Consider the following 26,070-nt stretch of genomic DNA (forward strand, 5'->3'; position numbering starts at 1 on the left):
ATCAGAGCTAAGTCAAGATGCCGTTTTTTAAACCTTAATCTATAGAGTCTAATGCAAAATATTTAATATGCCGTCTAATCCGACAAAATTCAGCGCCACATTCGCCTGTGCTCTGACCACAGGTTTGGCGCGAAACGCCACCGACATACCCGCAATGCCCATCATTTTTAAATCATTTGCCCCGTCGCCCATGACAATCGCTTGCTGAGGCGTGATTTGTAGTTCCAGACAAACACGTTCGACAGTTCTTTGTTTTTCGTCGGCGTCGACGATCGTTCCTATCACTTTGCCGGTCAGTTTGCCATTGTCAATTTCTAAGACATTCGAATGACTGTAATCGAGATTGAGCATGGCTTTCATCCGATCAGTAAAGAACGTAAATCCGCCAGAAACCAATAAAGTCTTTAACCCCGCCGCCTGAATCGCCTTGAGCATCGGTGCTGCGCCGAGCGACAATTGCAAGCGTTCGTCAAAAACACGATGCAAGGCGGAGGCATCCAAGCCTTTTAACAAAGCGACGCGGCGGATCAGGCTTTCCTGAAACTCAAGCTCACCACGCATGGCGGCTTCTGTAATTTCAGCAACTTGCGGCTTCAAGCCTTGCATATCAGCGATCTCATCTATGCATTCGATGGTGATCAGCGTCGAATCCATGTCCATCGCGACCAGTTTAAAGTCGCTTAAGGGACGTGGCGTCTCAATTGCCGTAACATCCCATGCATTAGAAAAACAATGCTGCTGAATTTCGTTGAAAGTTTGCGGCCCAATGCCGACTCCTTCCAATCGTACAGCATGACTGCTAATGGATGTCATGGCGGCTGCTTGTGTCAGTGCGACGATGGTTTGCAGTTGCGGATGCTGGAGATTAATCTCTTGCAAAGACTGAATAATGAGGCTTGTAGTTGTCATGGATAAAGGCAAACGAATTATTGTAAGGCTTTTAAAGTACTCTTAATTTGGGCCACGCGGCTCGCAAGATCTGGCATGTTTGCAGTAATGCGCAATTTGTCCTGACCATTGAGTTTGATATGCTTATTTTTTTGGATTAACTCAATAATCCGCATGGCATCGATCGGTGGTTGCGGTTCAAATTGCAGATTTGCTGCTTCGCTATGCACATCAATTTTGATGATGCCCAAAGGTTTAGCTGCCACGCGTAAGCGATGCGTTTCAAGCAAAGACTGTACTTGTTCAGGTAACTTGCCAAAACGGTCTATCATTTCTTCTTGCATATCATCAATGGCACTGGCTTTGCTGCAATTCGCCAGACGCTTGTAGATAGAAAGACGTTCATGCACGTCGCCGCAAAAGTCATTCGGCAACAGGGCAGGGATATGCAAATTAATTTCCGTCGTTGTCGACAAAGGTGCTGCGAGATCCGGTTCCTTACCGTTTTTCAGAGAGCGCACAGCCTCGCTGAGCATATCGGAATACATCTGGAAGCCGATTTCATGCATTTCGCCAGATTGATTATCACCCAGAACCTCACCAGCGCCGCGGATTTCAAGGTCATGCATTGCCAGATAAAAGCCGCTACCCAGCTCTTCCATTTGTTGAATCGCTTCCAAACGGCGATTTGCTTGTTTCGTCAAGCCTTGTACATCATGTACCAACAGATAAGCATACGCCTGATGATGAGAGCGACCGACGCGACCGCGTAATTGATGCAACTGCGCCAGACCAAATTTATCCGCTCTATGCATGATAATCGTATTGGCAGTCGGGACGTCAATACCGGTTTCGATGATCGTCGTGCACAACAGAATATTATGGCGCTGGGCGACGAAGTCACGCATGACTTTTTCCAGATCACGTTCGTGCATCTGCCCATGCGCCACCACCACACGTGCCTCTGGGAGCAGAGCCTCCAGCATGGCTTTGCGGTTTTCGATGGTTTCTACTTCGTTATGTAAGAAATAGACTTGGCCACCGCGCTTGAGCTCACGCAGACAAGCCTCGCGAATCACTGAATTATCTTCGCTGCGTACAAAGGTCTTGATCGCCAGACGTTTTTGCGGAGCGGTCGCGATAATGGAAAAATCGCGCAGACCTTCCAGCGCCATGCCCAAAGTACGTGGAATTGGCGTTGCAGTGAGGGTCAGGACATCAACTTCAGCACGAAGTGATTTCAGTGCCTCTTTTTGACGCACTCCAAAACGATGCTCTTCGTCGATAATGACGAGACCTAATCGGGAGAATTTCACATCGTCGGATAAAAGCTTATGCGTGCCGATAACGATATCTACCGTGCCATCGCCCATGCCTTTGATGGCCTGATTGATCTCTTTGCCGGAGCGGAAGCGGGATAATTCAGCGATTTTAACTGGCCAATTGGCAAAGCGATCAGCAAAAGTTTGCGCGTGTTGCTCCGCCAGCAGCGTCGTCGGCGCAAGGATGGCGACTTGCTTGCCGCCCATGACCGCCACAAATGCGGCACGTAAGGCGACTTCAGTCTTACCAAAGCCAACGTCACCGCAGATCAAACGATCCATAGGCTTGCCAGATGTCATATCGCCAATGACGGCAGTAATCGCAGCTGCCTGATCGGGTGTTTCGTCAAAGCCAAAACTTTCCGCAAAGGCTTCATAGTCTTTGCTGGAATATTCAAAAGCATGCCCTTGGCGTAAGGCACGTCGCGCATAGAGATTGAGCAACTCAGCAGCGGTGTCGCGGATTTGTTGCGCGGCTTTTTTCTTGGCTTTTTCCCACTGACCCGAACCCAGGCTATGCAAAGGTGCGTCATCCGGGGAAGCGCCGGAATAGCGCGAGATGACATGCAATTGCGCCACAGGCACATAGAGCTTGGTTTCTTTTGCATATTCCAGATGCAAGAATTCAGTATCGCCTTCGCCCAAATCCATGCTGATCAAGCCCATATAGCGGCCGATACCATGGTTACTATGCACGACAGGGTCGCCAATTTTGAGTTCCGACAAGTCGCGCACCATGTGTTCGACTTGCGTGACTGCTTCTTGTTTTTTCCGACCTATACGTTTGCCGCTGCCTGCATATAACTCGGCTTCCGTCACAAACGCGATACCGTCAGCCAGAATAAAACCAGCGTGCAATGGTGCGACACCCAGCATCAGCTTGGCATTGGACGTTACAAAATCAGTATAGCCCTCGCATAAACTCAGCGAGATTGCATATTCATTGAAATATTGTTGCAGCGTTTCGCGGCGACCTAAGGTTTCAGCACAGATCATCACGCGTTTATCGGTTTGCAACAGGAACGAGCGCAAATTGGTCAGCGGATCATCGGCCCTGCAATTAACTGCGATATCCGGCAAAAAGCTGGAGACTTCGGACGCGCCAGCGGCTTTATCAGCATTCGCAATCACCCAACGTGCTTGCGATTTTAAAGCACCAAAAAAGTCTTCATCGCGTAAAAACACGGTTTCTGGCGCTAACACCGGACGTTCTCTGTCAGATTTTAAGAACTGGTAACGTGAGCGCGTATCCGTCCAGAAGCGTTGTATCGCTTCATCAATATTGCCGACTAACGCGAAATGCGCAGCTGGCGGTAGGTAATCAAACAGAGTCGCAGATTGTTCAAAAAACAGTGGCAAGTAATACTCAATACCAGCCGAAGCAATCCCATTACCTATGTCTTTGTAAATAGAAGAACGGGAAGGATCTCCTTCAAAGGTCTCGCGCCAGCGGCTACGGAAAGCCGCACGCGCGGGTTCGTCCATAGGAAATTCGCGTCCTGGCAGCAAACGTACTTCTGGCACCGGATACAAAGAGCGCTGCGTATCAGCATCAAACGTGCGTATGGTCTCTATCGTGTCGCCAAACAAATCAAGGCGATATGGCAGTGCCGATCCCATCGGAAACAGATCGATCAGGCCGCCTCGTACCGAATATTCACCGGGGGACATGACTTGATTGACATGGCTGTAGCCAGCTAAAGTCAGCTGCGATTTGAGCTTGGCTTCATCCAGCGTATCGCCTTTTTTGAAGAAAAAGGTATAGGCGGCCAGAAATGACGGTGGCGCCATGCGGAGCAGGGCAGTGGTTGCTGGCGCTAGCAGCACATCACAATTACCGTTTTGAATCTCATGCAAACTCGCCAGACGTTCTGAGACCAGATCCTGATGCGGAGAGAAAGCGTCGTAAGGCAATGTTTCCCAATCCGGCAGCAAATGGCAACGTAGCTCGGAATTGAACCAAGGAATTTCATCACGCAAGCGCTGAGCATCGCCAGGATTGGCAACAAACACGGTTAACATGCGTTTTTCAGATTTCAGAGCTGTCGCCGCTTGCGCCAAAGCAAACGCATCGGCAGAGCCGTGCAGGAAAGGGAGTGCCAGTCTATGGCCGGGTTTTGCTAAAGATTTGTTGAAATCGAATGACATTGCGGCTGAAAATTGAAGATACCGTAAAAGCAGCTGAAGGAACCGCGTACAGAATGAAATACGCGGTTAAAATGAAACCTCATTATAAACGAATGGGCAGTTTGGCATCAGACAGCCTAATAAAGATGCATGAAAGATGCATGAAAGATGTATGCAAGAAGAAATTAAACAACAATTGGATACCCAAAAGAACGCGCAAAAGGGTGCACCAAAATACGTCGCTTTAATCCCCGCTGCCGGTGTCGGTAGCCGTATGGGTAAGAATGCACCCAAGCAATATTTAACGATTGCTGGACAGTCGATTTTGCAGCACACCGTCAACGCCTTCTTGAGTTTTGATGGGGTGTCACATACCTACGTGGTGGTGAGTCCGGACGATGCATATGTGGATGATTTTTTACAGCCGTCGTCGCGCTTAAGCGTATTGCGTTGTGGGGGAGAGACCCGACGCGATTCCGTGCGTAATGGTCTGACCGCCATCGCAAAGGAAGCACAAGGCGATGATTGGGTCATGGTGCACGACGCCGCCAGGCCTGGCCTGACTGCCGGGCTATTGAGCAAATTATTAAGCGAAGTTGGAACGAACATGGTTGGCGGATTGCTCGCCTTGCCTGTCGTTGACACGGTTAAGCGCGTCGTTGACGGCAAAGTGCAAACGATATCCCGGGATGGAATGTGGCTGGCACAGACGCCGCAGATGTTTCGCTTCCAGCTCTTGTGCGACGCCTTGGACGCGGCTGATCAGGTGACCGACGAGGCCAGTGCGGTGGAAGCGGCCGGACATATTCCATTGCTCATTGAAGGACATGTCTGTAATTTAAAAGTCACTTTGCCAGCGGACTTGGAGCAGGTAAGCCAGTATTTAAAATAATTTAAAATTACATAATAAAAGTACATAAAAGAAAGAAAATTTGATGAAGAATAATGTTCCTCCTTTTAGAATCGGGCAAGGTTACGACTGTCACGCTTTGGTACCAGGCCGAAAGTTAATTATTGGCGGTGTCGATATTCCGCATAAAACAGGTTTATTGGGTCATTCGGACGCTGATGTCTTGTTGCATGCGATCACTGATGCGATTTTTGGATCGGCTGGTTTGGGGGATATCGGACGCCACTTTCCAGATACGGACGCCAAATTTTCGGGAGCCGACTCACGTGTGTTATTGCGTGAGGCTGTGAAGCGGCTCAACGATGCTGGCTACGCAATCGGGAATTTGGATGCCACCATCATTGCGCAAGCGCCAAAGATGGCACCGCATATCCCAAGCATGGTGCAACATGTGGCTGCTGATTTGCAAGTGGATGTATCGCAAATCAATATCAAGGCAAAGACCAATGAAAAATTAGGTTACCTTGGCAGAGAAGAAGGTATTGCTGCAGAAGCAGTGGTGCTGGTGTATAAGCTAGACAATCAATAATCAAAGATAGCGACATGAAACAGCGTGCGTTGGTGTGCATCACTTTACGTCAACTTTGACATCTACAAAAAACGGAGAAATAAATGAACCAAGAACACGTCAAACAATTACTCACACAATTGCATACTGAATTAGCAGGTACCGAAGAAGTTGATGGCGAATTGAAGTCTTTGCTACAAAATTTAAACAAGGACATTCACCAGGTTTTGAATAGCGATCAACAGCACGATGATCCAGTCTACGCGGCATTGAGTGAGCGCTCTGTGTCTCTGTCAGCCAAATTCGCTGCAGAACACCCTAAGCTAGAACCAGTGTTGCGTGAGCTGGCGTCTATGTTGGCAAAGATTGGCGTTTGATATTTGGCGCTTAAATCAATTTAAAAAGTAAAACGAGATCATTGAAGGTGCCCCACACGGATGCAAGGTGATCGCTTCATGATTTCGTGACGGTTTTGTCTAACTCAAAAAATCAAATCTGAACGATTAATGATGCGCCTACCTACAATGCCATCTCTTGGCGATTCGGGATTCCTACTCAGGCCGATAGAATTGACTGATGTTCAAGCGTGGTATTGCTATTTGTCGATGCCGCACGTCATTGAACATACGAGTTGGAATCTGCATTCTGCAGATGATCTGAAGGCGATCATTACATCATCGAACACAGATGATGCCAATTCACCGCTACGTCTTGCTATCGTTGAAACGGCAACGAATAATTTTGTCGGGACAATCGGCTTTCCTCTTATTTCATCGGTCAATCGTACCGCGGAACTGGCTTATGACCTGCACCCTAACTATTGGGGTAAAGGGATTGCCACCTTATGTGCAAAAGCTTTAGTACATTGGGCATTAACCGAAGGGAAGTTCGTACGTGTACAGGCAACAGTGCTCGATACCAATCTTGCATCGGCCAACGTATTGAAAAAAATCGGATTTGTATTTGAAGGGAAGCTGAAAAACTACCGCATTGTGCGTGGCCAGCCACGCGACTATGCTATGTTTTCCGCGACCTCTTAGAAAATCGCCTCTGGCGTAAGTCTTGTTCAAAACGTATGTGTGCCGATGATATCCAGATAAATGCGTACATACATATTAAAGAAAAGGAAATATTTTGGGCGACCATCACGATCACAAAACGCATGATCATTCGCATGACCACGAACACGAACACGATCATAGCGAAGGTCACGGTCATGAGCATGGACACCATGGTCACTCGCACGCACCCAAAGACTTCGGCAAGATCTTTTTCTTGGGCGTTATACTCAATTCTGGCTTTGTATTGGCTGAATTCTTCTTCGGTATTCTCAGTAATTCAGCCGCTTTGCTGGCAGATGCCGGCCATAACCTGAGTGATGTGCTAGGTCTCTTGCTTGCTTGGGGCGCCAGTATTTTGGTCAAAAAGCAGCCTTCAGGACGTTTTACTTATGGCCTGCGCAGTACTTCAATCTTGGCGGCGCTTGCAAATGCCGTAGTCTTGCTAGTAGTGACTGGTGGTATCGCCTGGGAAGCGATTTTACGTCTACAACATCCTGAACATGTAACTGGCATGACCGTCATTATCGTTGCCGCTATTGGTGTCGTCGTTAATTTGAGTACCGCATTGCTGTTTGTCTCTGGCAGACATGATGATCTGAACTTACGTGCTGCATTTTTGCATATGGCGGGTGATGCTGCGATTTCTCTCGGCGTGGTGATTGCTGGTTTTGTGATGATTTATAGCGGCTGGGATTGGTTAGATCCTGCGGTGAGTCTGGTGATTTCTATATTTGTCGTTGTAGGTACATGGGGATTATTAAGAGATTCCATCAATCTGGCATTGCATGCGGTTCCTGCCAGTATTAATTCGGTCGAAGTTCATGCGTTTTTGACTAAACTGCCTGATGTGACAGAAGTACATGACTTGCATATCTGGGGCATGAGCACGACCGAAGTCGCATTGACTGCGCACCTAGTTGTTTCTGGCACGTACCCTGGCGATGCATTCAGAAAAATGGTTACCGACGAATTATTAAAGCGCTTCAAAATCGGCCATGCGACTCTACAAATAGAACTAAATGATTCGGGCATCCCATGCGACTTAGCGCCAACTGACGTGGTTTAACGTATGACGATCTGTAACGCGGGCACAACCCACAATACAGATTTACGCTACCGGCAAGGTGAACCAGAAGGTACTGCCTTTTCCAGAGGCTGACTCAAATCCAATATTCCCTTGCATTTGCTGTATTAATTTTTTACTTATATTCAATCCCAGACCCGTACCACCTTGTTGACGGGTATTGGAATTATTCGCCTGAGCAAAAGCTTCGAAGATACGGCTGTGAAAATGTTCTGGGATCCCTTCACCCATATCAATCACCGCCACTTTAAAGCAGCTTTCTTCCTTAATCAGGCGAATTTTCACGACATCATCGTTATGAGAAAATTTTGCCGCATTCGATAAAAGATTTGCCAACACTTGTTTGATACGTTCAGGATCGCCTTTAACTAAAGCTACGGCCGACGACCCTGCGTATTCAAAACTAACGTTAAAGGTCGATGCAAAATCTTTATTCTCATCGACCGCTTGTTCAATAATATTACTTACGTTTACGGTCTGAATATCCATCAACATCTTGCCGGACATAAGCTTTTCCATATCCAGAATATCATTCAGCAAGACAATCAAGCGTTGGCTATTTCTATGGGCGACTTTAATTAAATTCAAGGCTTGATCTGGTAGTTTGCCAAGCAACTCACTTTCAAGCAAACCGAGTGCTCCACGGATCGAAGTGACTGGCGTTCGTAATTCGTGACTTACCGTAGAAACAAATTCCGCTTTGAGTTGTTCGATGTTTTTGCGATCTGAAATATCCGTGTGCGTGCCGACCATACGCACAGGCCTACCGTTGTCATCGCGTTTAACGACCATCGCGCGATCATGGATCCAGATATAGCTACCATCCTTGCATCTGAACCGGTATTCGTGCGAAAAAGTGTTCGTCATTCCTTGAAAATTAGCTTCCACTGCAGCCATTAACTCTGCTTCATCTTCTGGATGAATACGGTCAGACCATTCCTTGATGCTATCGCTAATCTCGCTATCATCGTGGCCTAGCATCTTTTTCCATTGCGTTGAATAGATACATTTCTCAGCTGGAATGTCCCAATCCCAGACCCCGTCACCACTTCCTTCTAAGGCAAACTCCCAACGTTCTTCGCTAATTTTCAGCGAGGCAAGGGCTTTTGCCATTTCCTGTTCCAGACGAATTTTTTGAGTTATATCCATGCCGACACCACAAGTGCCTATGATTTCTCCATTAGCATCAAGTAGGGGAGAGCGAATCACCAGATAAATGTGTGGACCATCGTCTCTTTGAACAATGTTTTCGGTGCGTCGCGGTGCGCCTGAGGCAATCATCTCGCTTTCAACTTGATAGACATCATCCGCTAATTCTGGCGGCAAAACCTCGCGATAATGCGTGCCGAAAATTTCATCGTTTCTACACTTAAAAACAGTTTCATACTCTTTATTGACATACAGATAACGGCCGTTTAAGTCGCGGACATGAACGTAAGAAGCGGTGCAGTCAATGACGGTTTTAAGTAGACTATTATTTTCTATCGCATAACGACTATCGTGCGCCTGATTTTGAATTTCAGGTACGATCGACGTTGGTCGCTGGTATTGAGTTACGATTGGCGAAGACAGCTGCAGTTTCTGGAGCAAACTGGCAGTAAGAGAAATACAGCCCCTAGTTTGGCTGACGTGTTTCAGAATTTCCGCTTCAGTCCAACTTGCAAAAGCAAGTAACTGTTGATTATTTATTTCGTTGGGAGTCGATTGCCCGGGGCAGTGGATAATAAGGGCGCCAAGAATTTTACCATCTACCCATTTAATTGGAACGCCAGAAAATGACCCCGTTCCATTTTCTTTTTGCGTTAATTTTGCAGGAATCACAAACTGACGAGTGCGCCATAGAGAGTGACAAAGTTCAATAATCTCTCTTGTCTGATGTTGAGCCTGCAAGCCTAGACATTCACTCACATCAATAGCGAGGTCGGGACGAAAAACAATCAGCACGCGGCAATTGCCAAACACTTTTTCTGCCGTTTGCAGTATCGGCACAAAGCACGATAAAGAAGACAGGCAAACAGAACCGGAGGCGGGTAATTCAACGGCAGTCTGGCTACCTTGCAAGGAAATGTTTTTTTCCATACGCGTTTATCCAAAGGTAGGTGGGCACGTTTGCGTACATCGATAATAAAACATCAATGAAAATAAATATTCACTGACATTTTATATGAGAAACATTTTTATGCGCGACAAATATATCCACGCCTTAACAACGCAGCAAACTCAGCTAGCGCAGATAAGCTAAAGCAGGTAAAAAAGAGCAATCTTAGAACCAAGTCTAAATTAGGGTAAAGAAAAGAAAAATATGGCAATTTCTTAAATTTGGCTGATTTTCATATGTGGAGTAATTTTCGAACATGTCTGCAAAACCCAAATGTTCGAAAATTACTTCCGAGTGCTATTTTCTGCACACTTTCAACGTAAATCGAAAGTAGGACATTTTTGTAAATTTGACTAATTTACTTCCCAAAATGTTCGAACATTAGTTCCGAGCGCTGATTTGGTCACTTGTTGAGCCCTGATTAGAAACAGCTTTATATTCGCATAATTTATATTATGTAAAATACAGTAATAAAAATGAAACCAGAGCCTTGAACTGCACCCCAAATTTAGAGACTATTTAATAACCTAGTGGAAGCCCCGTTGCGCCCTGCGTATCGCAGTGCGCCAAGGTGCACTTGCTCACCCGCTTGGCTTTGTGTGGCTAGTTTGGAGAGCTGTTTTTTCCCTATTAATATCTGTGACGCCTCAGATTAATTCGATACAATATTTATTTTTAAACAATGGAAACGCCATATGAAATTCCTCGCATTGATCGCGTTAGCTGTTTTGGCAATACTTGCCATCGCCATAAACAACCGCATAAAGTCCAAATCTAAAAAAACACCGGGCGACATTTCTAAGAAATTGCCATTGACAAAAAATGAGCAGCCTATGTACTTCCGGTTAGCTGAAGCACTGCCAGAATATGTGGTTCTTGCGCAAGTGGCGTTCTCTGCGTTGTTGCAAACGAAAAATCGCGCTACGCGAAATAAATTTGATAGAAAAGTGGCTGACTTCGTCGTTTGCACAAAGGCATTTGAAGTCTTGGCAATTGTGGAGCTTGACGACTCGAGCCACAAAGGACGAGAAGAACAAGACAGGGCGCGTGACTCTCTATTAACGAATGCCGGATATCGCGTGGCCAGATATGCACGCACGCCAGATGTGGAAACGATAAAGCGGGACATTACTGGCCACCTTCTGAAGCCAAACGCTTCGCTTTCAAACGAAGACAATATTCCCGAACGCGTTTCCCCTCACTTTTAGTGATTTGGAGTGCGTGGGCGCCCTACTTTAAAGGCGTCAAATGTATCGCGCTTAAATTTGTCTCGTAATTGATTCATAAAACCCTCTGATCTTGCCGCCAAGGCGTATATTGTTTTTCAACGAATGCGATAATAGGTCAGACAATCTATGTTGAAAACGATAGGATCCGACTTTTTTAGGATATCTTACGTTTGTCAGGGTGTTGACAATACGATGTAAATATTTCATTGGCGATGGTTAGTTTTTGCAAGGGTATAGACAATGACGAAACAGTTTTTCTTATTTGCCTTATTACCTTTACTACTTATATTGAGCCCATCACGCGCTTGTGATGTCAACGCTCCGGCGGATAATGTGCCTCTGAACACTGATCCAAATCTTCGGGGAGTTGCCGTCTTCTTGCCCTCATTGCTAGAACGGGATGATCAAGGGCCGTTTGTTGATTTGATCAAGGTAATTAATAAGTATTACCCTGAGGGCAAGATCAGCATCACTATTGAGCCAGTAAAAAGAATTTATTCGGATATCAATAACCGGCGCGCGGATTTTGGTATGCCGACAATGAAATTAAATGATGCACAAGAAGCGACGCTGCCCACGCAATTTTCCCATGAATCGTTGGGAAAGGTGACTTTTGTCCTCTACAGCAATAAAAAGAGACCCGTTAGTAAATTGGATATGTCCGCGCGTTCAGTCAATACGTTGAACATTGAAGCGCCGCCGGTCGATTGGGGCTTTCCGGTCCAAGCTGTGGTCGATCTTGAGTTGTCAATGAAAAAGCTCAATGCGGGTCGTATAGACGTGGTTTTATGGGCGCAAGAGGAAGCGGATTACGAAATTAAAAAGCTTCATCTTAATAATATACAACGAGCCTATTTTAATGATTATCCCGATATGTTCTTTATGCCCTGCAGTAAACGAGGTGATTTTGTCAATCAAGCTATCAGTAAAGCAATAAGAGCTGCTGCACTCAGCGGTGAATTACAAAAAGCCCATGACAAGGTGCATCATTCATATGTTGATTGGCAACCGTAAGGCAAACAGGCGCAGATGAATAGTCTGTCAATTTGGGTTCTCCACTGCTCTACTTTCACATTTTTCCAGTTTCTTTGTCCTCTGTACTAAAGCAGGACAAAAAAGATATTCGAACTCCCCTCCTCGCTTTGATGTGCAACAAAACATTTCGCTGGCATTTACTAAGCATACCTTCGTTTTTCGCTTGTTTTTTTACAACAGCGCTTTTTTTGGTGTGGCGAGAAATTCTTGCCACTGTCAATACATTGCGTTACGGTAAGTCACTTAACGTTGCAAAAGATGGTGACGAAGACTATTCTCGCTTTTACTTTTCCGCAGAGTTAAACGAACTAGATTACCGACGCCCACGCCTGCATACGACACCCCGATGCCGGCCTTCAACGTCGGCCTTCCACACGATGGTAGTGCTTATTTGAGGAGACATTATTATGCAAAGTAGTCTGGATTACAGTATGAAAGAATTAGAATCCATCCTTCAGAAAACAAACGAAATTATTTTGAATCAGTATAAACAAAGTAAAGAGCAGCCTGGTTTTCGCTGTGCTAAACAAAAAGAAGTAGAAGCGTGGTTTGATGAACCATTACCCAAACTGGGAATGGATCCGATAAAACTTCTTGAGAAGGTCAAAGAAAAGGTTCTGGAGAATGCGAACGGAAATTTCGGTCCAAATATGTATGGCTACGTGATTTCCGGAGGCAATCAAATATCGACGATTGCAGATTTTTTAGCGTCAACCATCAATCAAAATGTCGCTAAATGGCACATGTCTCCTGTCATGACTGAGATTGAAAAGCGGGTCGTTGCATGGACAGCAGAAATGGTAGGTTTCGTCCCTGAGGCCGGTGGAGTCATGGTTAGCGGTGGCTCAGCGGCTACGCTCACAGGTCTTACAGTGGCGCGGAATATTTTTTTCAGACAGAAAAATATCAATAAACACGGACTCTTTGGTATCAAGCCCTTCACCGTCTATTGCTCAACCGAAACCCATAATTGTACTGACAAAAGTGTCGCCTTGTTAGGCTTGGGTACCGATCATTTGCGGCGCATTCCCGTCAAAGATGATTTCACTATTGATCTCTCCGCATTAGAGTCGAAGATTCTTGCGGATATTGCTGCAGGATATACCCCCTTTTGCGTCATCGGAAATGCGGGAACAGTGAATACGGGGGCGGTTGATGATCTGGTTGGACTTTCCGCCATTGCAAAAAAATATGGACTTTGGTTTCACGTCGATGGTGCATATGGCGGGTTGGTTGTCTCCCTTCCGGGTTTGAAACATAAATATAACGGAATGCAACTCGCAGACTCTATTGGCGTGGATTATCACAAATGGCTGTATCAGCCGTTCGAGGTTGGTTGTACGTTGGTGAAAAACTGGAGTTTGTTACGGGAGGCGTATTTTAAACAGGCAGATTATCTAGACACTTCCTTTGAAAAAGAAGAACAAAGAGTTGAATTTAACGAGCATTATTTTCAACTTTCCAGAAACGCGAAAGCTTTTAAAGTCTGGATGTCACTCAAAGCCTACGGCTTCTCAAAGATACAGGCAATGATGCAAAAAGACATTAACCTCGCCCGCTATCTTGAAAACCTGATTAACACGTCCGATGACTTTGAACTGAAATCTAAGAGCGATTTAGGCATTGTATGCTTCCGCTACATCGGTTCACGGCTGACATCGGCTGAGATAACGGAAATTAATCAAAAACTTATCATCGCGCTCGAGTCGGACGGAAGGATTTTTATCACTGGTACCAGGCTGAACGATGAATTTGTCTTGCGCGCGTGCATTATTAATCACCGCAAATCAGAGGCTTCGATCGAGTATATGCTTGACACGATTCGTGATGTGGCTAAGAGCTTGGTGGGTTCAGAAACACAAGAGTGCTATGCGTGATTTTTTGTACCATTGATAAAAAAAAGCGAGATAGTTTGAACCATCTCGCTTTTCATTTTAAACATATAATTTTTGTGAAAATTCAGTACAACTCAGTACAACCTCAGTACGATGAAGCTCGACAAAAATTAACTGGCCCGCAGCCTAATTATTTACTAACTGCCGCCAGTTTTTGCCATGTATCAACAACAGAGTCAGGATTTAACGAAATTGACTCAATGCCCTCTTTCATCAACCATTCTGCAAAGTCAGGATGATCAGAAGGACCTTGCCCACAAATACCAACGTATTTATTCAACTTAGTACATGCCGCTATAACCTTAGACAACAAAGCACGCACAGCAGGATCGCGCTCATCAAAGTCAGCTGCCAGTAATTCCATGCCGGAATCACGATCCAGACCCAGCGTCAATTGAGTCAGATCATTAGAGCCAATTGAGAAACCATCAAAGAATTGCAAGAACTCTTCTGCCAGAATCGCATTGGATGGCACTTCGCACATCATAATCAGACGCAGGCCATTTTCGCCACGTTTCAAACCATTTTTCGCAAGTAAATTGACGACTTTTTCTGCCTGACCAAGTGTACGAACGAAAGGAACCATGATTTCGACGTTAGTCAGCCCCATGTCGTTACGAACACGCTTCATTGCCTGGCATTCCATTTCGAACGATTCAGCAAAGTCGGCTGCAAGATAACGCGCCGCACCGCGGAAGCCCAGCATTGGGTTTTCTTCGTCAGGTTCGTAGCGAGACCCGCCAATCAGTTTTTTGTATTCATTCGATTTGAAATCAGATAAACGAACGATCACTTTCTTCGGCCAGAAAGCAGCCGCAATCGTTGCGATGCCTTCAGCCAATTTGTCGACGTAGAAAGCACGTGGTGAAGCATGCCCGCGAGCTACGGATTCAACTGCCTTCTTCAAATCAGGATCAATATTTGGGTATTCCAGAATTGCTTTTGGATGCACGCCAATGTTGTTATTGATGATGAATTCCAGACGTGCCAGACCAACGCCATCATTTGGTACCGATTGGAAATCAAATGCCAATTGCGGGTTACCGACATTGAGCATGACTTTCAATGGCAGCTTAGGCAATTCACCGCGCAGTTCTTCGGTGACTTCAGTTTCCAGTAAGCCGTCATAGATCTTGCCTTCGTCGCCTTCGGCACAGGACACAGTCACCAGTGTACCGTCCTTCAGCATATCAGTGGCATCACCGCAGCCAACGACGGCAGGCACGCCCAGTTCACGCGCAATAATCGCAGCGTGGCAAGTACGACCACCTCGGTTAGTCACAATCGCTGCAGCACGTTTCATGACTGGTTCCCAGTTGGGATCGGTCATATCAGCAACCAATACGTCGCCCGGTTGTACGCGTTCCATTTCGGACGGATCATGAATTACACGAACACGACCAGCACCGATTTTTTGACCGATGGCGCGACCAGACGCCAACACTGTACCGCTACCTTTGAGTTTGAAACGCTGTTGCGCATCAGTGGACTTTTGTTGAGACTTAACCGTTTCTGGACGTGCTTGCAAGATGTAGAGTTTACCGTCGCGACCGTCTTTGCCCCATTCAATGTCCATAGGGCGGCCATAATGCTTCTCGATAATGACAGCATACTTAGCCAATTCCACGACTTCAGTATCGGTCAAAGAATAACGGTTGCGCATTTCGACTGGCACATCAACAGTTTTTACAGAGCGCCCTGCTTTGGCTTCACCAGTAAATTCCATCTTGATCAGCTTTGAGCCAATGTTACGGCGAATAACAGGCAATTTACCCAGCTCCAGCATCGGTTTGTGAACGTAAAATTCGTCAGGATTTACCGCACCCTGCACCACTGTTTCGCCCAAACCGTAGCTGGAGGTAATAAATACGACGTCTTTAAAGCCAGACTCCGTATCAATCGTGAACATCACACCAGCTGCGCCCAGATCTGAGCGCACCATGCGTTGTACACCGGCAGACAAAGCAACTTCGGCGTGAGTAAAGCCTTTGTGAACACGGTAGGAAATCGCGCGATCATTGTACAAAGAAGCAAACACGTGCTTCATTGCTTCGAGAACGTTATCAATACCAACCACGTTCAAAAAAGTTTCTTGTTGACCAGCAAAAGATGCATCTGGCAAATCTTCCGCCGTTGCAGAGGAACGCACTGCGAACGACATTTCGGCGCTGGAGTCTGCAACCAGTTTGTTGTAGAACTCTTCGATTTCTTTTTGCAAACGTGGCTGGAACGGTGTATCGATAATCCATTGACGGATTTCCGCACCGGCTCTAGCTAATTCTTTGACGTCATCGATGTTTAAATCGGCAAGACGATCGGCAATACGTTGCGCCAAAGGCAAGCCGCCATTTTCGCTATACGATAAAAAATCGCGGAATGCTTGTGCTGTTGTGGCAAAGCCACCCGGAACACGAACACCTGCAGTGGCGAGCTGACTGATCATTTCGCCTAAAGATGCATTTTTCCCGCCGACGGATTCAACATCCGTCATTCGTAGATGCTCAAATGAGGCAACGTAAGTTGCTTCAGTATTTGCTGCGTTGGACATAACAACCTCTTTTTGATGGTAAGAAATCTTTGCTATTGACTGCGGTACTGCTTCGTCTATCGCTATTTTTTTGTTATTCTTGGTACGAATGACGTGCGTCGTGCTCTTGCAGCATTTTACATTGTGTCCTGCAGAATTTATCTATGCCAAAGAAGAATTTCCCTTCTTTTTTATTTGTTCGATATACAAAAATTTTTCACTTGTATGTTTGTGCTGTGTTAAGAAAACGACATGCGGGCTACAAACAAGCAGGAATTGAAGTAAAACAAAGGAAATGGCTCTCGAATTATTTGATTTCCCTTTTTATTTCCTATTTTATTTCCGACTTTACTAATTACCACAAAGCAAAATAAAAAATGCCAGAATCCCAATCACATGCACTGCCAAAAGCTAATCGTACCGTGTTTTTTGTCTCCGACGGCACAGGTATTACCGCTGAAACCTTCGGACATTCGGTGCTGACCCAGTTTGATCTGAAATTTCGACAAATCCGATTGCCATTTATTGATACTCTGGATAAGGCACATGATGCGGTCAAACGAATAAATGACGCATTCACGCAAGACGGAGTGCGGCCTATTGTTTTTTCTACGCTGGTCAAAGCCGATCTGGCGGGCGTTGTTTTTAAATCCAAAGGATTGCATATGGATTTAATTCAAACATTTGTCTCACCACTTGAACAAGAGTTAGGCGTCAAATCAACGCACACGATAGGTCGTAGCCATAATATTGCAGATTCGGAAGAATACAAGAATCGTATTGAGGCGATTAATTTCTCACTGGCACATGACGATGGTCAATCAAACAAAAACTTGTCGACCGCCGATGTGATTTTGGTTGGTGTCTCGCGCTCTGGTAAAACACCAACCAGTCTGTACCTGGCGATGCAATATGGGATTAAGGCGGCAAATTATCCGTTGATTCCAGACGATTTTGAACGTGGCAAGCTGCCATCTGTACTACCAGAGTTTAAAAGCAAGATGTTCGGCTTGAGTATCGCGCCTGAACGCTTATCGGAAATTCGGAATGAACGCCGTCCAGGTAGTAAATATGCATCAATAGAAAATTGCCGTTATGAAATTAATGAGGCTGAAGCGATGATGAAACGCGAAGGAATTCGCTGGTTATCGTCAACCGCTAAATCTATTGAGGAAATCTCAACCACGATTTTGCAAGAAATTAAAGCGGACATAAAAGTGTATTGACTGACTCACCAGTCAAAGCACTGTTGTAGGGCAGGTGCAATCCGCGCTATGCTTTTGAGTAAAACGACTGGTGAATTACACCTGCCCTACGAAATATCGTCACTGGCTTGAAATCAGGAGATGTTTATTTAAGTTGCTGACGTACTTGCTCAAAAAAACAAATCGCGGCACTGGCCGCCACATTTAAAGACTCGATAGCAGCTTGCTGAGGAATTGTCACTGTGTGTGTTGCCTTTGCCATCAAATTGTCAGACACGCCCTGCCCTTCATGTCCAAATAGCCAGACTACTGCTTGGCTCAAATCTGCCTGATAGATCGTTTTAGTTGTGTGCGAACTAGTCGCCAAAACAGGGATATTCGATTTTGAAAGCACTTCTTCGAGGTCAATATTTTCAAAAATGTTCAACAGGAAATGTGCTCCCATCCCCGCACGCATAACTTTTGGTGACCATGCAAATGCAGTCCCGGGGCTACAAAACACGTTTTTGACACCCGCAGCTGCAGCACTGCGCAAAATTGAACCCAGATTGCCAGGATCTTGCAAATTATCCAGAGCAACCGATGTTTCGCTAATCGTGTTTGGTAATACGGGTTCTGGCGTAGCGATTAAAAACATGATGCCCACGCCGTTCTCAACCTGACTGATCGCTTGATACAACGCCTCAGGCAAACTAATGCAGCGCACATTCTTTTGTTCGCATTGAGAGAGCAGTTGACTCACCTCAAAATCATCAGTTGTCGCGTCGGACACAATGCATAACTCTGGTTGTCCAAGATGCTGTAAATAAGCCTCACACAAATGGACGCCATCAAGCAAGGTCCGGCCCGCTTTGCGACGCGCCTGCGAGCTAGTGGCAATTAATTTAAGTTCTTTGTACTGCGGGTTATCGCGGGAAGTAATTGATTTCATTTCAACAAAGCCTTCACAGGCGCATAGGACTTGCGGTGAAATGGCGCAACACCATGTTCACGTAATCGTTCAAGATGTAAAGCAGTCGGATAGCCCTTATGCTGATCCAACGCGTATTGCGGATATTGTTTGTGCAGCTCGTAGAGCGCATGATCACGCGCGGTTTTGGCTAAAATCGATGCAGCAGAAATCGCAGCCACCTTATCGTCGCCTTTAACTATCGCTTCCGAGCGTATCGCCATAACTGGACAACGATTTCCGTCAATCAAAGCCAGACTTGGGGTTACCGACAACGCCTCAACAGCACGGCGCATGGCCAGCATAGTCGCTTGCAAAATATTGAGTTCATCAATCTCTTGTTCAGAACATTCGGCAATAGCCCAAGCCAGCGCATGCTGCTTAATTTCTATGGCCAAGGCGTCACGTTTTGCTTCGGATAATTTTTTTGAATCTCGCAGACCCGCTATCGGGTGTTTTGGATCAAGTATTACAGCAGCGGCCATCACTGGCCCAGCCAATGGCCCACGACCAGCCTCATCTACACCACAAATGACTTCACCTTCATAATCAAACAAATTTAAGCTTTCTTTCATATCAACCCTGAAAAAATGCCTTCAAGGCAGTGGTATCTAAATAGTAATGGCAAATTTTTTGGCTTGGTTGCCCCGGCTTGTTTCCAACCAAAACCGGAACCAATTCATCATAAAGACTCACCAGTTCGGCATCAGAATCAATGTCAATGACTTCTACCGTAAATTGAAAATCCGGAGTATGCGCTTGCAATTGCTCCAACATATCGTCGCAAAGGTGGCAGTAACTACGAGAATATAGGGTAAAAGATATCATGATTAACACCAATAAAATTTGCAGGGCTCGCACGAAGATGTTTGAGTAGCGGCACGGCTAGATCAACAACTTAAATACTGCCTGTTTCACATTGGCTTTTCAGCATAGCGTGAACGAATCGCAGCGGATGTGTTCATTATAAGTCCTGTGCCGCGCTACAACAAAATTTGTAGACGATAAAAAACCGTATCAGTAAAAACATTACTGATACGGTTCGTTTTGCAACCTATTCCTGAACGGTATGCAAATACCTACAAGTTTATTGCGCCTGAGATTTGACCAAAATAAATTGAGACAGATTGCCACGACGAACAAGCAATGCAACGGCTTTTTTTCCATCCAATTTAGCAACCATTGCACTAAATTGTTTGACGTCTTTTACATCAACATTGTTCAGCGTCAAAATGACATCGCCCGGGAGTAAGCCAGCAGCAGCCGCTGCGCCATCTACTGTCTCAATGACGACACCCCCACCAGGAAAGTCCTTTTTCTGGGCATCGCTCAACTCGGAAGCGTAGACACCTAACACATTGGCCTGGTCTTTCTTGCCCTTCTTATCGGCCTTTTGCGCAGTTTTCTCCGCTTCGATCTCAGCGATGCTCACTCCCAGCTCACGCAGAGCACCTTTGCGCCAAATTGTGACAACGGCTTTTGATCCAGGCTTAATTGCACCAACAATACGTGGCAAATCTGATGACTTGCTAATTGGTTGGCCATTGAACTTCAAAATCACGTCACCATCCTGAATACCGGCTTTTTCAGCGGGTGAGCCTGCCTCGATATGAACGACCAACGCACCTTCTGCTTTGCTCAGACCGATAGATTCAGCAACATCTTTTGATACTTCGCCAATCTGCACGCCAATGCGTCCACGCGTGACTTTACCTGAAGTTTTTAACTGATCAGCTACCCGCATAGCTTCATCGATGGGCACTGCAAACGAGATGCCCATGTAACCGCCAGAGCGGCTATAAATTTGCGAGTTAATACCGATCACCTCGCCACGCATGTTAATCAGCGGACCGCCTGAGTTACCTGGATTGACGGCAACGTCGGTCTGAATTAATGGCAGATATTCGCCAGTATCACGCGCTTTGGCAGAAATAATACCGGCAGTGACAGTATTGTCTAACTCGAATGGTGAGCCGATCGCGATCACCCATTCGCCAGCGCGGATCTTATCTGAATCTCCGATTGTTGCTTTTGGTAATTTGCTGCCTTCGATTTTGATCAAAGCAACATCAGTACGTTTATCGATACCAATCACTTTGGCTTTGAATTCGCGCTTATCAGTCAGCTTGACATAAATATCCGACGCGCCATCCACCACGTGGGCATTGGTCAGCACAAAACCGTCCTGCGAAATGATAAAGCCGGAGCCAACGCCTCTTGGGATTTCTTCTTGTTGCTGTGGAACTTGTTTGCGCCCCCGAGGTGCTGGTGCCTGTTTAGGCATGGGCATTCCAAAAAAACGCTGGAAAAACTCTTGCATTTGCTGATCGTCAGCGCCCATTTCACCCTGCGATTGCTGCGCTTTCTCGGTAGTACGAATATTCACAACAGCAGGTCCCACTTTATCGACCAAATCAGTAAAATCAGGCAATCCTGTAACCACGGGTGCGGCTTGTGGCGCAGAGGTGGCACTGAGTGCCACGGGGCTAGCCATCGATACACAAAGACCAATAATCAAACCAGATAAAATTTTTTCAGTAGGAAAATATTTTTTTTTATTCATGGACTTACTCACTTTTATTGCGTGGACAAAATAAATTCAAGTTTTTACTACCAGCGCTGCATCAATCGATTTATTTGGATTTGAGTTCAATCGAATTGATCACTTGGCGAATTGCTGCTACTGGCACCTCACCTATCACAGTCAGCCAGTAATTTCCTTGTCGTTTAGTCATAATCGCCATCGCTCCTTGTTGCAAACTTCCTTCATTACGGCGCTCCAGATCAGGTTCAATAAACACCGAGATAGTCGCCATGCCGTCGGAAAAGATCATTTGAATCACTTGGTGCGATGGGACTGCCTTTTTGTCACTCAAGCTTGACGCAGGAGAGGAAATCACCCGCTTCATTTCTTTGATCTTGATAAAACCCGCAGGCAAGGATTTGACTACCCAGCCTGACACAATATTGGATTGAACCGTCAGATTTTCAATATTCCATTGATTCAGATTTTGAAAACTCGGCTTTAACTTGTTCTTATCAACGTCACCCAATTTCAATTGAGTAAAAGCAATTTGCTCAATCACCTCATCACGACTATTGACAGTCTGGACACGCAATAACAATCCCGATTGTTTTTCTGCGCAGAGCTTGTATCCGTAGCGACTCCCGTCTTTAGGAGTCAATGTATAGGTCTGACATTCAAGACCAGCAACCCGGTTTGGCTCGCCCTTCTTGAAAGTATAGACATCCGGTAATGATTGCGCGTTATGCGAGAACAAAGCAGGAAACACTTCCTGAGTCACGTTCTTTTCTACTTGTATGGTTTTACTATCAGGCAAATAACAGGATACTTCATCATTTTTGCGGATATATTCACGAGAATTGCCATCGAGAATTTCAAGCTTTTCCAATTCACCATTCGCGTCAGCATGGTGGGTGATCTTCGATGTTCTAATCTGGTTTGCTTGTTGATAAACGAACGTCCCAGAATAGTTCAATTTCTGCGGCGATGATTGAATCATGCGTATAAGACCTTGCACTTCCAGCTTCTCATCTGCTGCGCTAGTTTGCGTGCCTGCCCAAGCTACACTTACCCCAGTGCTAAGATACACCAGCAATAATGAAAATTGAACACGATTAAACCGCATAATGATTATTTCTCCGATGCGGATTTATTGCTATTCGGCCGATTCACGTATTGCGCTGCATTGCTAATGGCGGGAGAAAACCGTTGATGCGCGAGGAGATAACTGTCAATTCTCGGATCGCGAACCATGTCAATTTGATTCTGCGCATCCGCATCTTGAGCAGCAGTTACGAAACGTGGCATATCGTCTGCCGAGGCGACTTCAGTAGATTCAGATCCAACTGACGTCGAGACGAGTTGAATCTGACGCGCAGAACTATCTGCCTTACTTACCTGCCCCGATGAAAAATTATCGCGACCAAAATGGGATAATTGTGGGCCAAATGCGAATGCAAACACCGCTGCCGCAGTCGCACTGGCAATTGCCATATAAGAACGGAAGAACTGGCGTTTGCCTGTAGTCGACTGCTCCGCCTGATACTTAGCGTGCGCTTCCGGAACGAGTAAAACGGGTTCAGATGCAAAACGATCTGCAAAGCGTTGGCTAAAATCGCTACTCATCTTTACTGCCAGATCATCTGAATGCAGAACATCCGCGATCAAATGATAGGTATCCCATGCATCTTTTTCATGCTGAGATAAACTTTGTTTCAGCATGTGTTGCAGTTCGGCGTCGCTTATTTCGCCGTCTTGCATTGCTGATAGGCTTTCGTATTTTGAGATGTCGTTGTTCATTTTATTTGCCATGGTACTGCGAATTCTAATCAATATTTTTGGTGTGACGCGATTACCAGCGATTATCCAAAGTCGTTCCTAAAACTGGCCGCAATCGTTCTGCAATTGCCTCACGCGCTCGAAAAATTCTGCTGCGCACAGTGCCGATCGGACACAGCATCACTTCTGCAATTTCATCGTAGCTCAAACCTTCAATTTCCCTGAGGGTGATGGCATTTCGTAATTCTTCTGGCAATGCAGACATTGCAGCATTCACTGTTGCAGCAATTTGTTTGCTTGCCAATAAAGACTCCGGCGTATTAATATCTCTTAGTCCATCCGCATCGGAAAAAGTTTCGGCTTCTTCTACATCACTTTCCGTCGAAGTAGGCGCCCTACGACCTTGCGTCACCAAGTAATTCTTGGCCGTGTTAATACCAATTCGGTACAGCCAGGTATAAAACGCAGCATCTCCACGAAAATTTGGTAAGGCACGGTACGCCTTAATGAATGCTTCCTGCACCACATCTTCGGCCTCAGCCTGATCATAGACGAGCCTAGACACGAGCCGCAATAATTTCCGTTGATACTTGGAAACCAGAAGCTCAAATGCCTTTTTATCACCACGCTGCACGCGCTCGACCAAAATTTGATCTATCTCGCGCTCTGTCGTCACTCAATCATCCTGTTTTTTTGCAAAAAACTATTCTATAAAAAATTATTCTGCCTTCAAAGCACAATTCATACAAACCATAGAGTCATGTATAAACTTAAAAGTTCCCGCCTATTTGGTTTTTCTGCTTACTCCCGCTCAAATGATGCTGACGCGCCCAAAGCAGACTAACACGCAAATGTTGAAAGCTCAGCGCATCAAGTGAATCCCTCATCACGATCAACGTTCTTTTAGATAAATCATTTTCCAGCATATGCAAAACCATCAAATCATTCCAGATGACGGCACTAGCGCTCAAACTCACGGCGATACTAGCTTTGAAGTGATTTTCTTTAGTGATCTGGCGCAACACCATAGCGCCATCCGAGGCAATATCTAAACGCCAAAATCCAATAAGACGCCACTTGCGCAACACGTAACCACAAAGGAGGCTAAAAAACAGAATAACGAATACTGGAAGGAATACGGAATTAGAAAAAAATGTTAGCTGCTGGTTGAATAGCAATAAGTAGAGAGCAAGACTCGCTAGTGCGCACATGCATAAACTTAACACCAATACAATGCGCGACGGTTTAATAACAACATTGAGGGTAATCGACATACAAAGCAAAAAAGGCACTTCGATTCAAAAGAAACGAAGTGCCTTCTCTTTAATGCCAATGACTTATACTTTGGCGAAAATCAAAGTACCGTTCGTTCCGCCGAAACCGAACGAATTTTTCATCGCATAATCAATCTTCATATCTCTGGCAGTGTTTGCACAATAGTCCAGATCACATTCAGGATCTTGATTAAAGATGTTCATCGTCGGTGGAGAAACTTGATTATACACAGCCAACACTGTAAATAGTGATTCCAGACCACCTGCACCACCGAGCAAGTGCCCGGTCATGGATTTGGTTGAATTCACCGTTAACTTGTATGCAGAATCACCAAATGCGGCTTTAATTGCATCAGTTTCATTTTTGTCACCGAGTGGCGTTGATGTACCATGGGCATTCAAATATTGAATCTGATCAGCACTAATACCCGCATCTTTCAACGCATTGACCATGCTGCGACGTGGGCCATCCATACTTGGTGAAGTAATGTGATAAGCGTCTCCACTCATCCCAAAACCAAGCACTTCAGCATAAATTCTGGCACCGCGCGCTTTAGCATGCTCATACTCTTCCAGCACCATCACACCAGCACCTTCGCCCAGAACAAAACCGTCACGGTCTTTATCCCAAGGGCGAGAAGCTGTAGCGGGATCATCGTTACGAGAAGATAAGGCACGAGCTGAAGCAAAACCACCCAGACCCAAAGGAGAAATCGTCGACTCAGCACCACCGGCAATCATGACATCAGCATCACCGTACTCAATCATCCGGGCGGCAGAGCCCAAACAATGTAAGCCAGTAGTACAGGCAGTCACTATCGCCAGATTCGGCCCTTTCAGACCAAATTTAATCGATAAGTGACCAGAAATCATGTTGATAATCGATGCCGGAACAAAGAAAGGGCTGATGCGACGCGGACCGCGCTCCATCAGCGTTTCTTTCGTTTCCTCGATCAGTGGCAAGCCACCAATACCAGAACCGACGATAACACCGATACGTTCGGAATTTTCTTCGGTAACAGTCAAACCACTATCGTGAAACGCCTGCATCCCGGCAGCGATGCCATAGTGGATGAAGGTATCCATGTTACGAGCTTCTTTTGCCGGCAAGTACTCTTCGACATTAAAGCCCTTCACTTCCCCAGCAAAATGCGTGGAAAAAGAAGTTGCGTCAAATTTGGTGATCGTTGCAATACCAGACTGCCCGGCCTTAATTGCTTCCCATGCAGCAGCAACTGTATTGCCAACTGGTGAAATGCAACCTAATCCGGTTACGACAACACGACGTTTAAGCGAACGACTCAAGCGTTTCTCCTGGATTTGAAAACAAGGTAACTGAATTATGCCTTAACGTGCGCAGTAGCGTAGTCAATCGCTTGTTGCACAGTGGTGATTTTTTCAGCTTGATCGTCAGGGATTTCCATTTCGAATTCGTCTTCGAGAGCCATCACTAATTCAACGGTATCTAAAGAATCTGCACCTAAATCATCAACGAAAGAGGATTCAATTTTGATGTCTGCTTCAGCAACACCCAGTTGTTCAGCAACAATTTTCTTAACGCGTTGTTCGATATCGGACATTTGTATCTCCAGTGAAAAAATCAAAAATAAGGGCCTACAGAAAGTGCGCGCATTTTAGCAGGTTTGTACCTAAAA

The 26,070-nt window shown here is 45.7% G+C and carries 23 protein-coding genes; 9 read left to right on the top strand and 14 right to left on the bottom strand.

The genetic code is table 11. The annotated features are described in order from the left end of the window. Window positions 1–48 precede the first annotated feature (48 nt). Together serB and mfd are read right to left on the bottom strand one after the other, a co-directional pair. Complete coding sequence (gene serB, locus H8K32_RS08780; protein WP_186912118.1) at window positions 49–909, bottom strand: phosphoserine phosphatase SerB; 861 nt, start codon at window positions 907–909, stop codon at window positions 49–51. 17 nt (window positions 910–926) lie between these two features. Continuing rightward, the gene (gene mfd / locus H8K32_RS08785; RefSeq protein ID WP_186912119.1) at window positions 927–4,358 is read right to left on the bottom strand and encodes a transcription-repair coupling factor; all 3,432 of its coding nucleotides are present in this window, start codon (window positions 4,356–4,358) and stop codon (window positions 927–929) included. A gap of 151 nt (window positions 4,359–4,509) precedes the next feature. Between mfd and ispD the strand changes: the two genes are divergently transcribed. The 5 genes from ispD (at window position 4,510) to H8K32_RS08810 (ending at window position 7,882) form a co-directional block, all read left to right on the top strand. Next, window positions 4,510–5,229, top strand: coding sequence for a 2-C-methyl-D-erythritol 4-phosphate cytidylyltransferase (gene ispD, locus H8K32_RS08790; protein WP_186912120.1), 720 nt, complete (start codon window positions 4,510–4,512; stop codon window positions 5,227–5,229). A gap of 43 nt (window positions 5,230–5,272) precedes the next feature. Continuing rightward, window positions 5,273–5,776, top strand: a complete 504-nt coding sequence (gene ispF, locus H8K32_RS08795; RefSeq protein ID WP_186912121.1) for a 2-C-methyl-D-erythritol 2,4-cyclodiphosphate synthase — start codon at window positions 5,273–5,275, stop codon at window positions 5,774–5,776. An 83-nt stretch (window positions 5,777–5,859) separates the two neighbouring features. Further along, window positions 5,860–6,132 (top strand): DUF4404 family protein, encoded by a 273-nt coding sequence (locus tag H8K32_RS08800; protein ID WP_186912122.1) that lies wholly within the window; start codon window positions 5,860–5,862, stop codon window positions 6,130–6,132. 129 nt (window positions 6,133–6,261) lie between these two features. Beyond that, the gene (locus H8K32_RS08805; RefSeq protein ID WP_246447232.1) at window positions 6,262–6,795 is read left to right on the top strand and encodes a GNAT family N-acetyltransferase; all 534 of its coding nucleotides are present in this window, start codon (window positions 6,262–6,264) and stop codon (window positions 6,793–6,795) included. Between the two features lie 94 nt (window positions 6,796–6,889). Beyond that, window positions 6,890–7,882 carry a cation diffusion facilitator family transporter gene (locus H8K32_RS08810; protein ID WP_186912124.1) on the top strand — a complete coding sequence of 331 codons (993 nt, stop codon included), beginning with the start codon at window positions 6,890–6,892 and terminating at the stop codon, window positions 7,880–7,882. Between the two features lie 42 nt (window positions 7,883–7,924). Here the strand turns inward: H8K32_RS08810 and H8K32_RS08815 are convergent, their stop codons facing one another. Beyond that, window positions 7,925–9,979 (bottom strand): PAS domain-containing protein, encoded by a 2,055-nt coding sequence (locus tag H8K32_RS08815; RefSeq protein WP_186912125.1) that lies wholly within the window; start codon window positions 9,977–9,979, stop codon window positions 7,925–7,927. Window positions 9,980–10,693: 714 nt separating this feature from the next. On the opposite strand from H8K32_RS08815, the gene H8K32_RS08820 reads away from it, so the two are divergent. The 3 genes from H8K32_RS08820 (at window position 10,694) to H8K32_RS08830 (ending at window position 14,139) form a co-directional block, all read left to right on the top strand. Beyond that, window positions 10,694–11,206, top strand: a complete 513-nt coding sequence (locus tag H8K32_RS08820) for a DUF2726 domain-containing protein (protein ID WP_186912126.1) — start codon at window positions 10,694–10,696, stop codon at window positions 11,204–11,206. Window positions 11,207–11,467: 261 nt separating this feature from the next. Beyond that, window positions 11,468–12,241 carry an ABC transporter substrate-binding protein gene (locus tag H8K32_RS08825; protein ID WP_186912127.1) on the top strand — a complete coding sequence of 258 codons (774 nt, stop codon included), beginning with the start codon at window positions 11,468–11,470 and terminating at the stop codon, window positions 12,239–12,241. Window positions 12,242–12,693: 452 nt separating this feature from the next. Further along, entirely contained in the window at window positions 12,694–14,139 is a 1,446-nt protein-coding gene (locus H8K32_RS08830; RefSeq protein ID WP_222613062.1) for a pyridoxal phosphate-dependent decarboxylase family protein, read from the top strand. A 148-nt stretch (window positions 14,140–14,287) separates the two neighbouring features. Here H8K32_RS08830 and ppsA read toward each other — a convergent pair whose 3' ends face one another. Then, window positions 14,288–16,705, bottom strand: a complete 2,418-nt coding sequence (gene ppsA / locus H8K32_RS08835) for a phosphoenolpyruvate synthase (protein WP_186912128.1) — start codon at window positions 16,703–16,705, stop codon at window positions 14,288–14,290. Window positions 16,706–17,061: 356 nt separating this feature from the next. Here ppsA and ppsR point away from each other — a divergent pair, with 356 nt between their 5' ends. Beyond that, window positions 17,062–17,910, top strand: a complete 849-nt coding sequence (gene ppsR, locus H8K32_RS08840; RefSeq protein WP_186912129.1) for a posphoenolpyruvate synthetase regulatory kinase/phosphorylase PpsR — start codon at window positions 17,062–17,064, stop codon at window positions 17,908–17,910. Window positions 17,911–18,034: 124 nt separating this feature from the next. Here the strand turns inward: ppsR and H8K32_RS08845 are convergent, their stop codons facing one another. The 10 genes from H8K32_RS08845 to acpP all read right to left on the bottom strand — a co-directional run bounded on the left by H8K32_RS08845 (window position 18,035) and on the right by acpP (window position 25,995). Then, window positions 18,035–18,820, bottom strand: a complete 786-nt coding sequence (locus H8K32_RS08845) for a TrmH family RNA methyltransferase (protein WP_186912130.1) — start codon at window positions 18,818–18,820, stop codon at window positions 18,035–18,037. Continuing rightward, window positions 18,817–19,413, bottom strand: a complete 597-nt coding sequence (gene rnhB, locus H8K32_RS08850) for a ribonuclease HII (RefSeq protein ID WP_186912131.1) — start codon at window positions 19,411–19,413, stop codon at window positions 18,817–18,819. Before rnhB ends, H8K32_RS08845 begins: the two co-directional genes overlap by 4 nt. A 1-nt stretch (window position 19,414) precedes the next feature. Continuing rightward, window positions 19,415–19,666 carry a glutaredoxin family protein gene (locus H8K32_RS08855; protein ID WP_186912132.1) on the bottom strand — a complete coding sequence of 84 codons (252 nt, stop codon included), beginning with the start codon at window positions 19,664–19,666 and terminating at the stop codon, window positions 19,415–19,417. Window positions 19,667–19,925: 259 nt separating this feature from the next. After that, entirely contained in the window at window positions 19,926–21,401 is a 1,476-nt protein-coding gene (locus H8K32_RS08860; RefSeq protein ID WP_390311975.1) for a DegQ family serine endoprotease, read from the bottom strand. 70 nt (window positions 21,402–21,471) lie between these two features. Then, a complete protein-coding gene (locus tag H8K32_RS08865; protein ID WP_186912133.1) occupies window positions 21,472–22,488 on the bottom strand; it encodes a MucB/RseB C-terminal domain-containing protein in 1,017 nt (338 codons plus the stop codon). A 5-nt stretch (window positions 22,489–22,493) separates the two neighbouring features. After that, on the bottom strand, window positions 22,494–23,162 hold the full coding sequence (locus H8K32_RS08870; protein WP_186912134.1) for a sigma-E factor negative regulatory protein: 669 nt from the start codon (window positions 23,160–23,162) through the stop codon (window positions 22,494–22,496). 52 nt (window positions 23,163–23,214) lie between these two features. Further along, window positions 23,215–23,817, bottom strand: a complete 603-nt coding sequence (gene rpoE / locus H8K32_RS08875; protein ID WP_186912135.1) for an RNA polymerase sigma factor RpoE — start codon at window positions 23,815–23,817, stop codon at window positions 23,215–23,217. Between the two features lie 94 nt (window positions 23,818–23,911). Then, window positions 23,912–24,415: a protein YgfX gene (locus tag H8K32_RS08880; protein ID WP_186912136.1), complete on the bottom strand. Its 504-nt coding sequence runs from the start codon at window positions 24,413–24,415 to the stop codon at window positions 23,912–23,914. Window positions 24,416–24,478: 63 nt separating this feature from the next. Beyond that, complete coding sequence (gene fabF / locus H8K32_RS08885; RefSeq protein ID WP_186912137.1) at window positions 24,479–25,720, bottom strand: beta-ketoacyl-ACP synthase II; 1,242 nt, start codon at window positions 25,718–25,720, stop codon at window positions 24,479–24,481. A gap of 35 nt (window positions 25,721–25,755) precedes the next feature. Then, the gene (acpP, locus tag H8K32_RS08890) at window positions 25,756–25,995 is read right to left on the bottom strand and encodes an acyl carrier protein (protein WP_186912138.1); all 240 of its coding nucleotides are present in this window, start codon (window positions 25,993–25,995) and stop codon (window positions 25,756–25,758) included. Between the last annotated feature and the right edge of the window lie 75 nt (window positions 25,996–26,070).

The organism is Cognatundibacterium jejuense (assembly GCF_014284255.1).
Lineage (GTDB): Bacteria > Pseudomonadota > Gammaproteobacteria > Burkholderiales > Burkholderiaceae_D > Undibacterium > Undibacterium jejuense.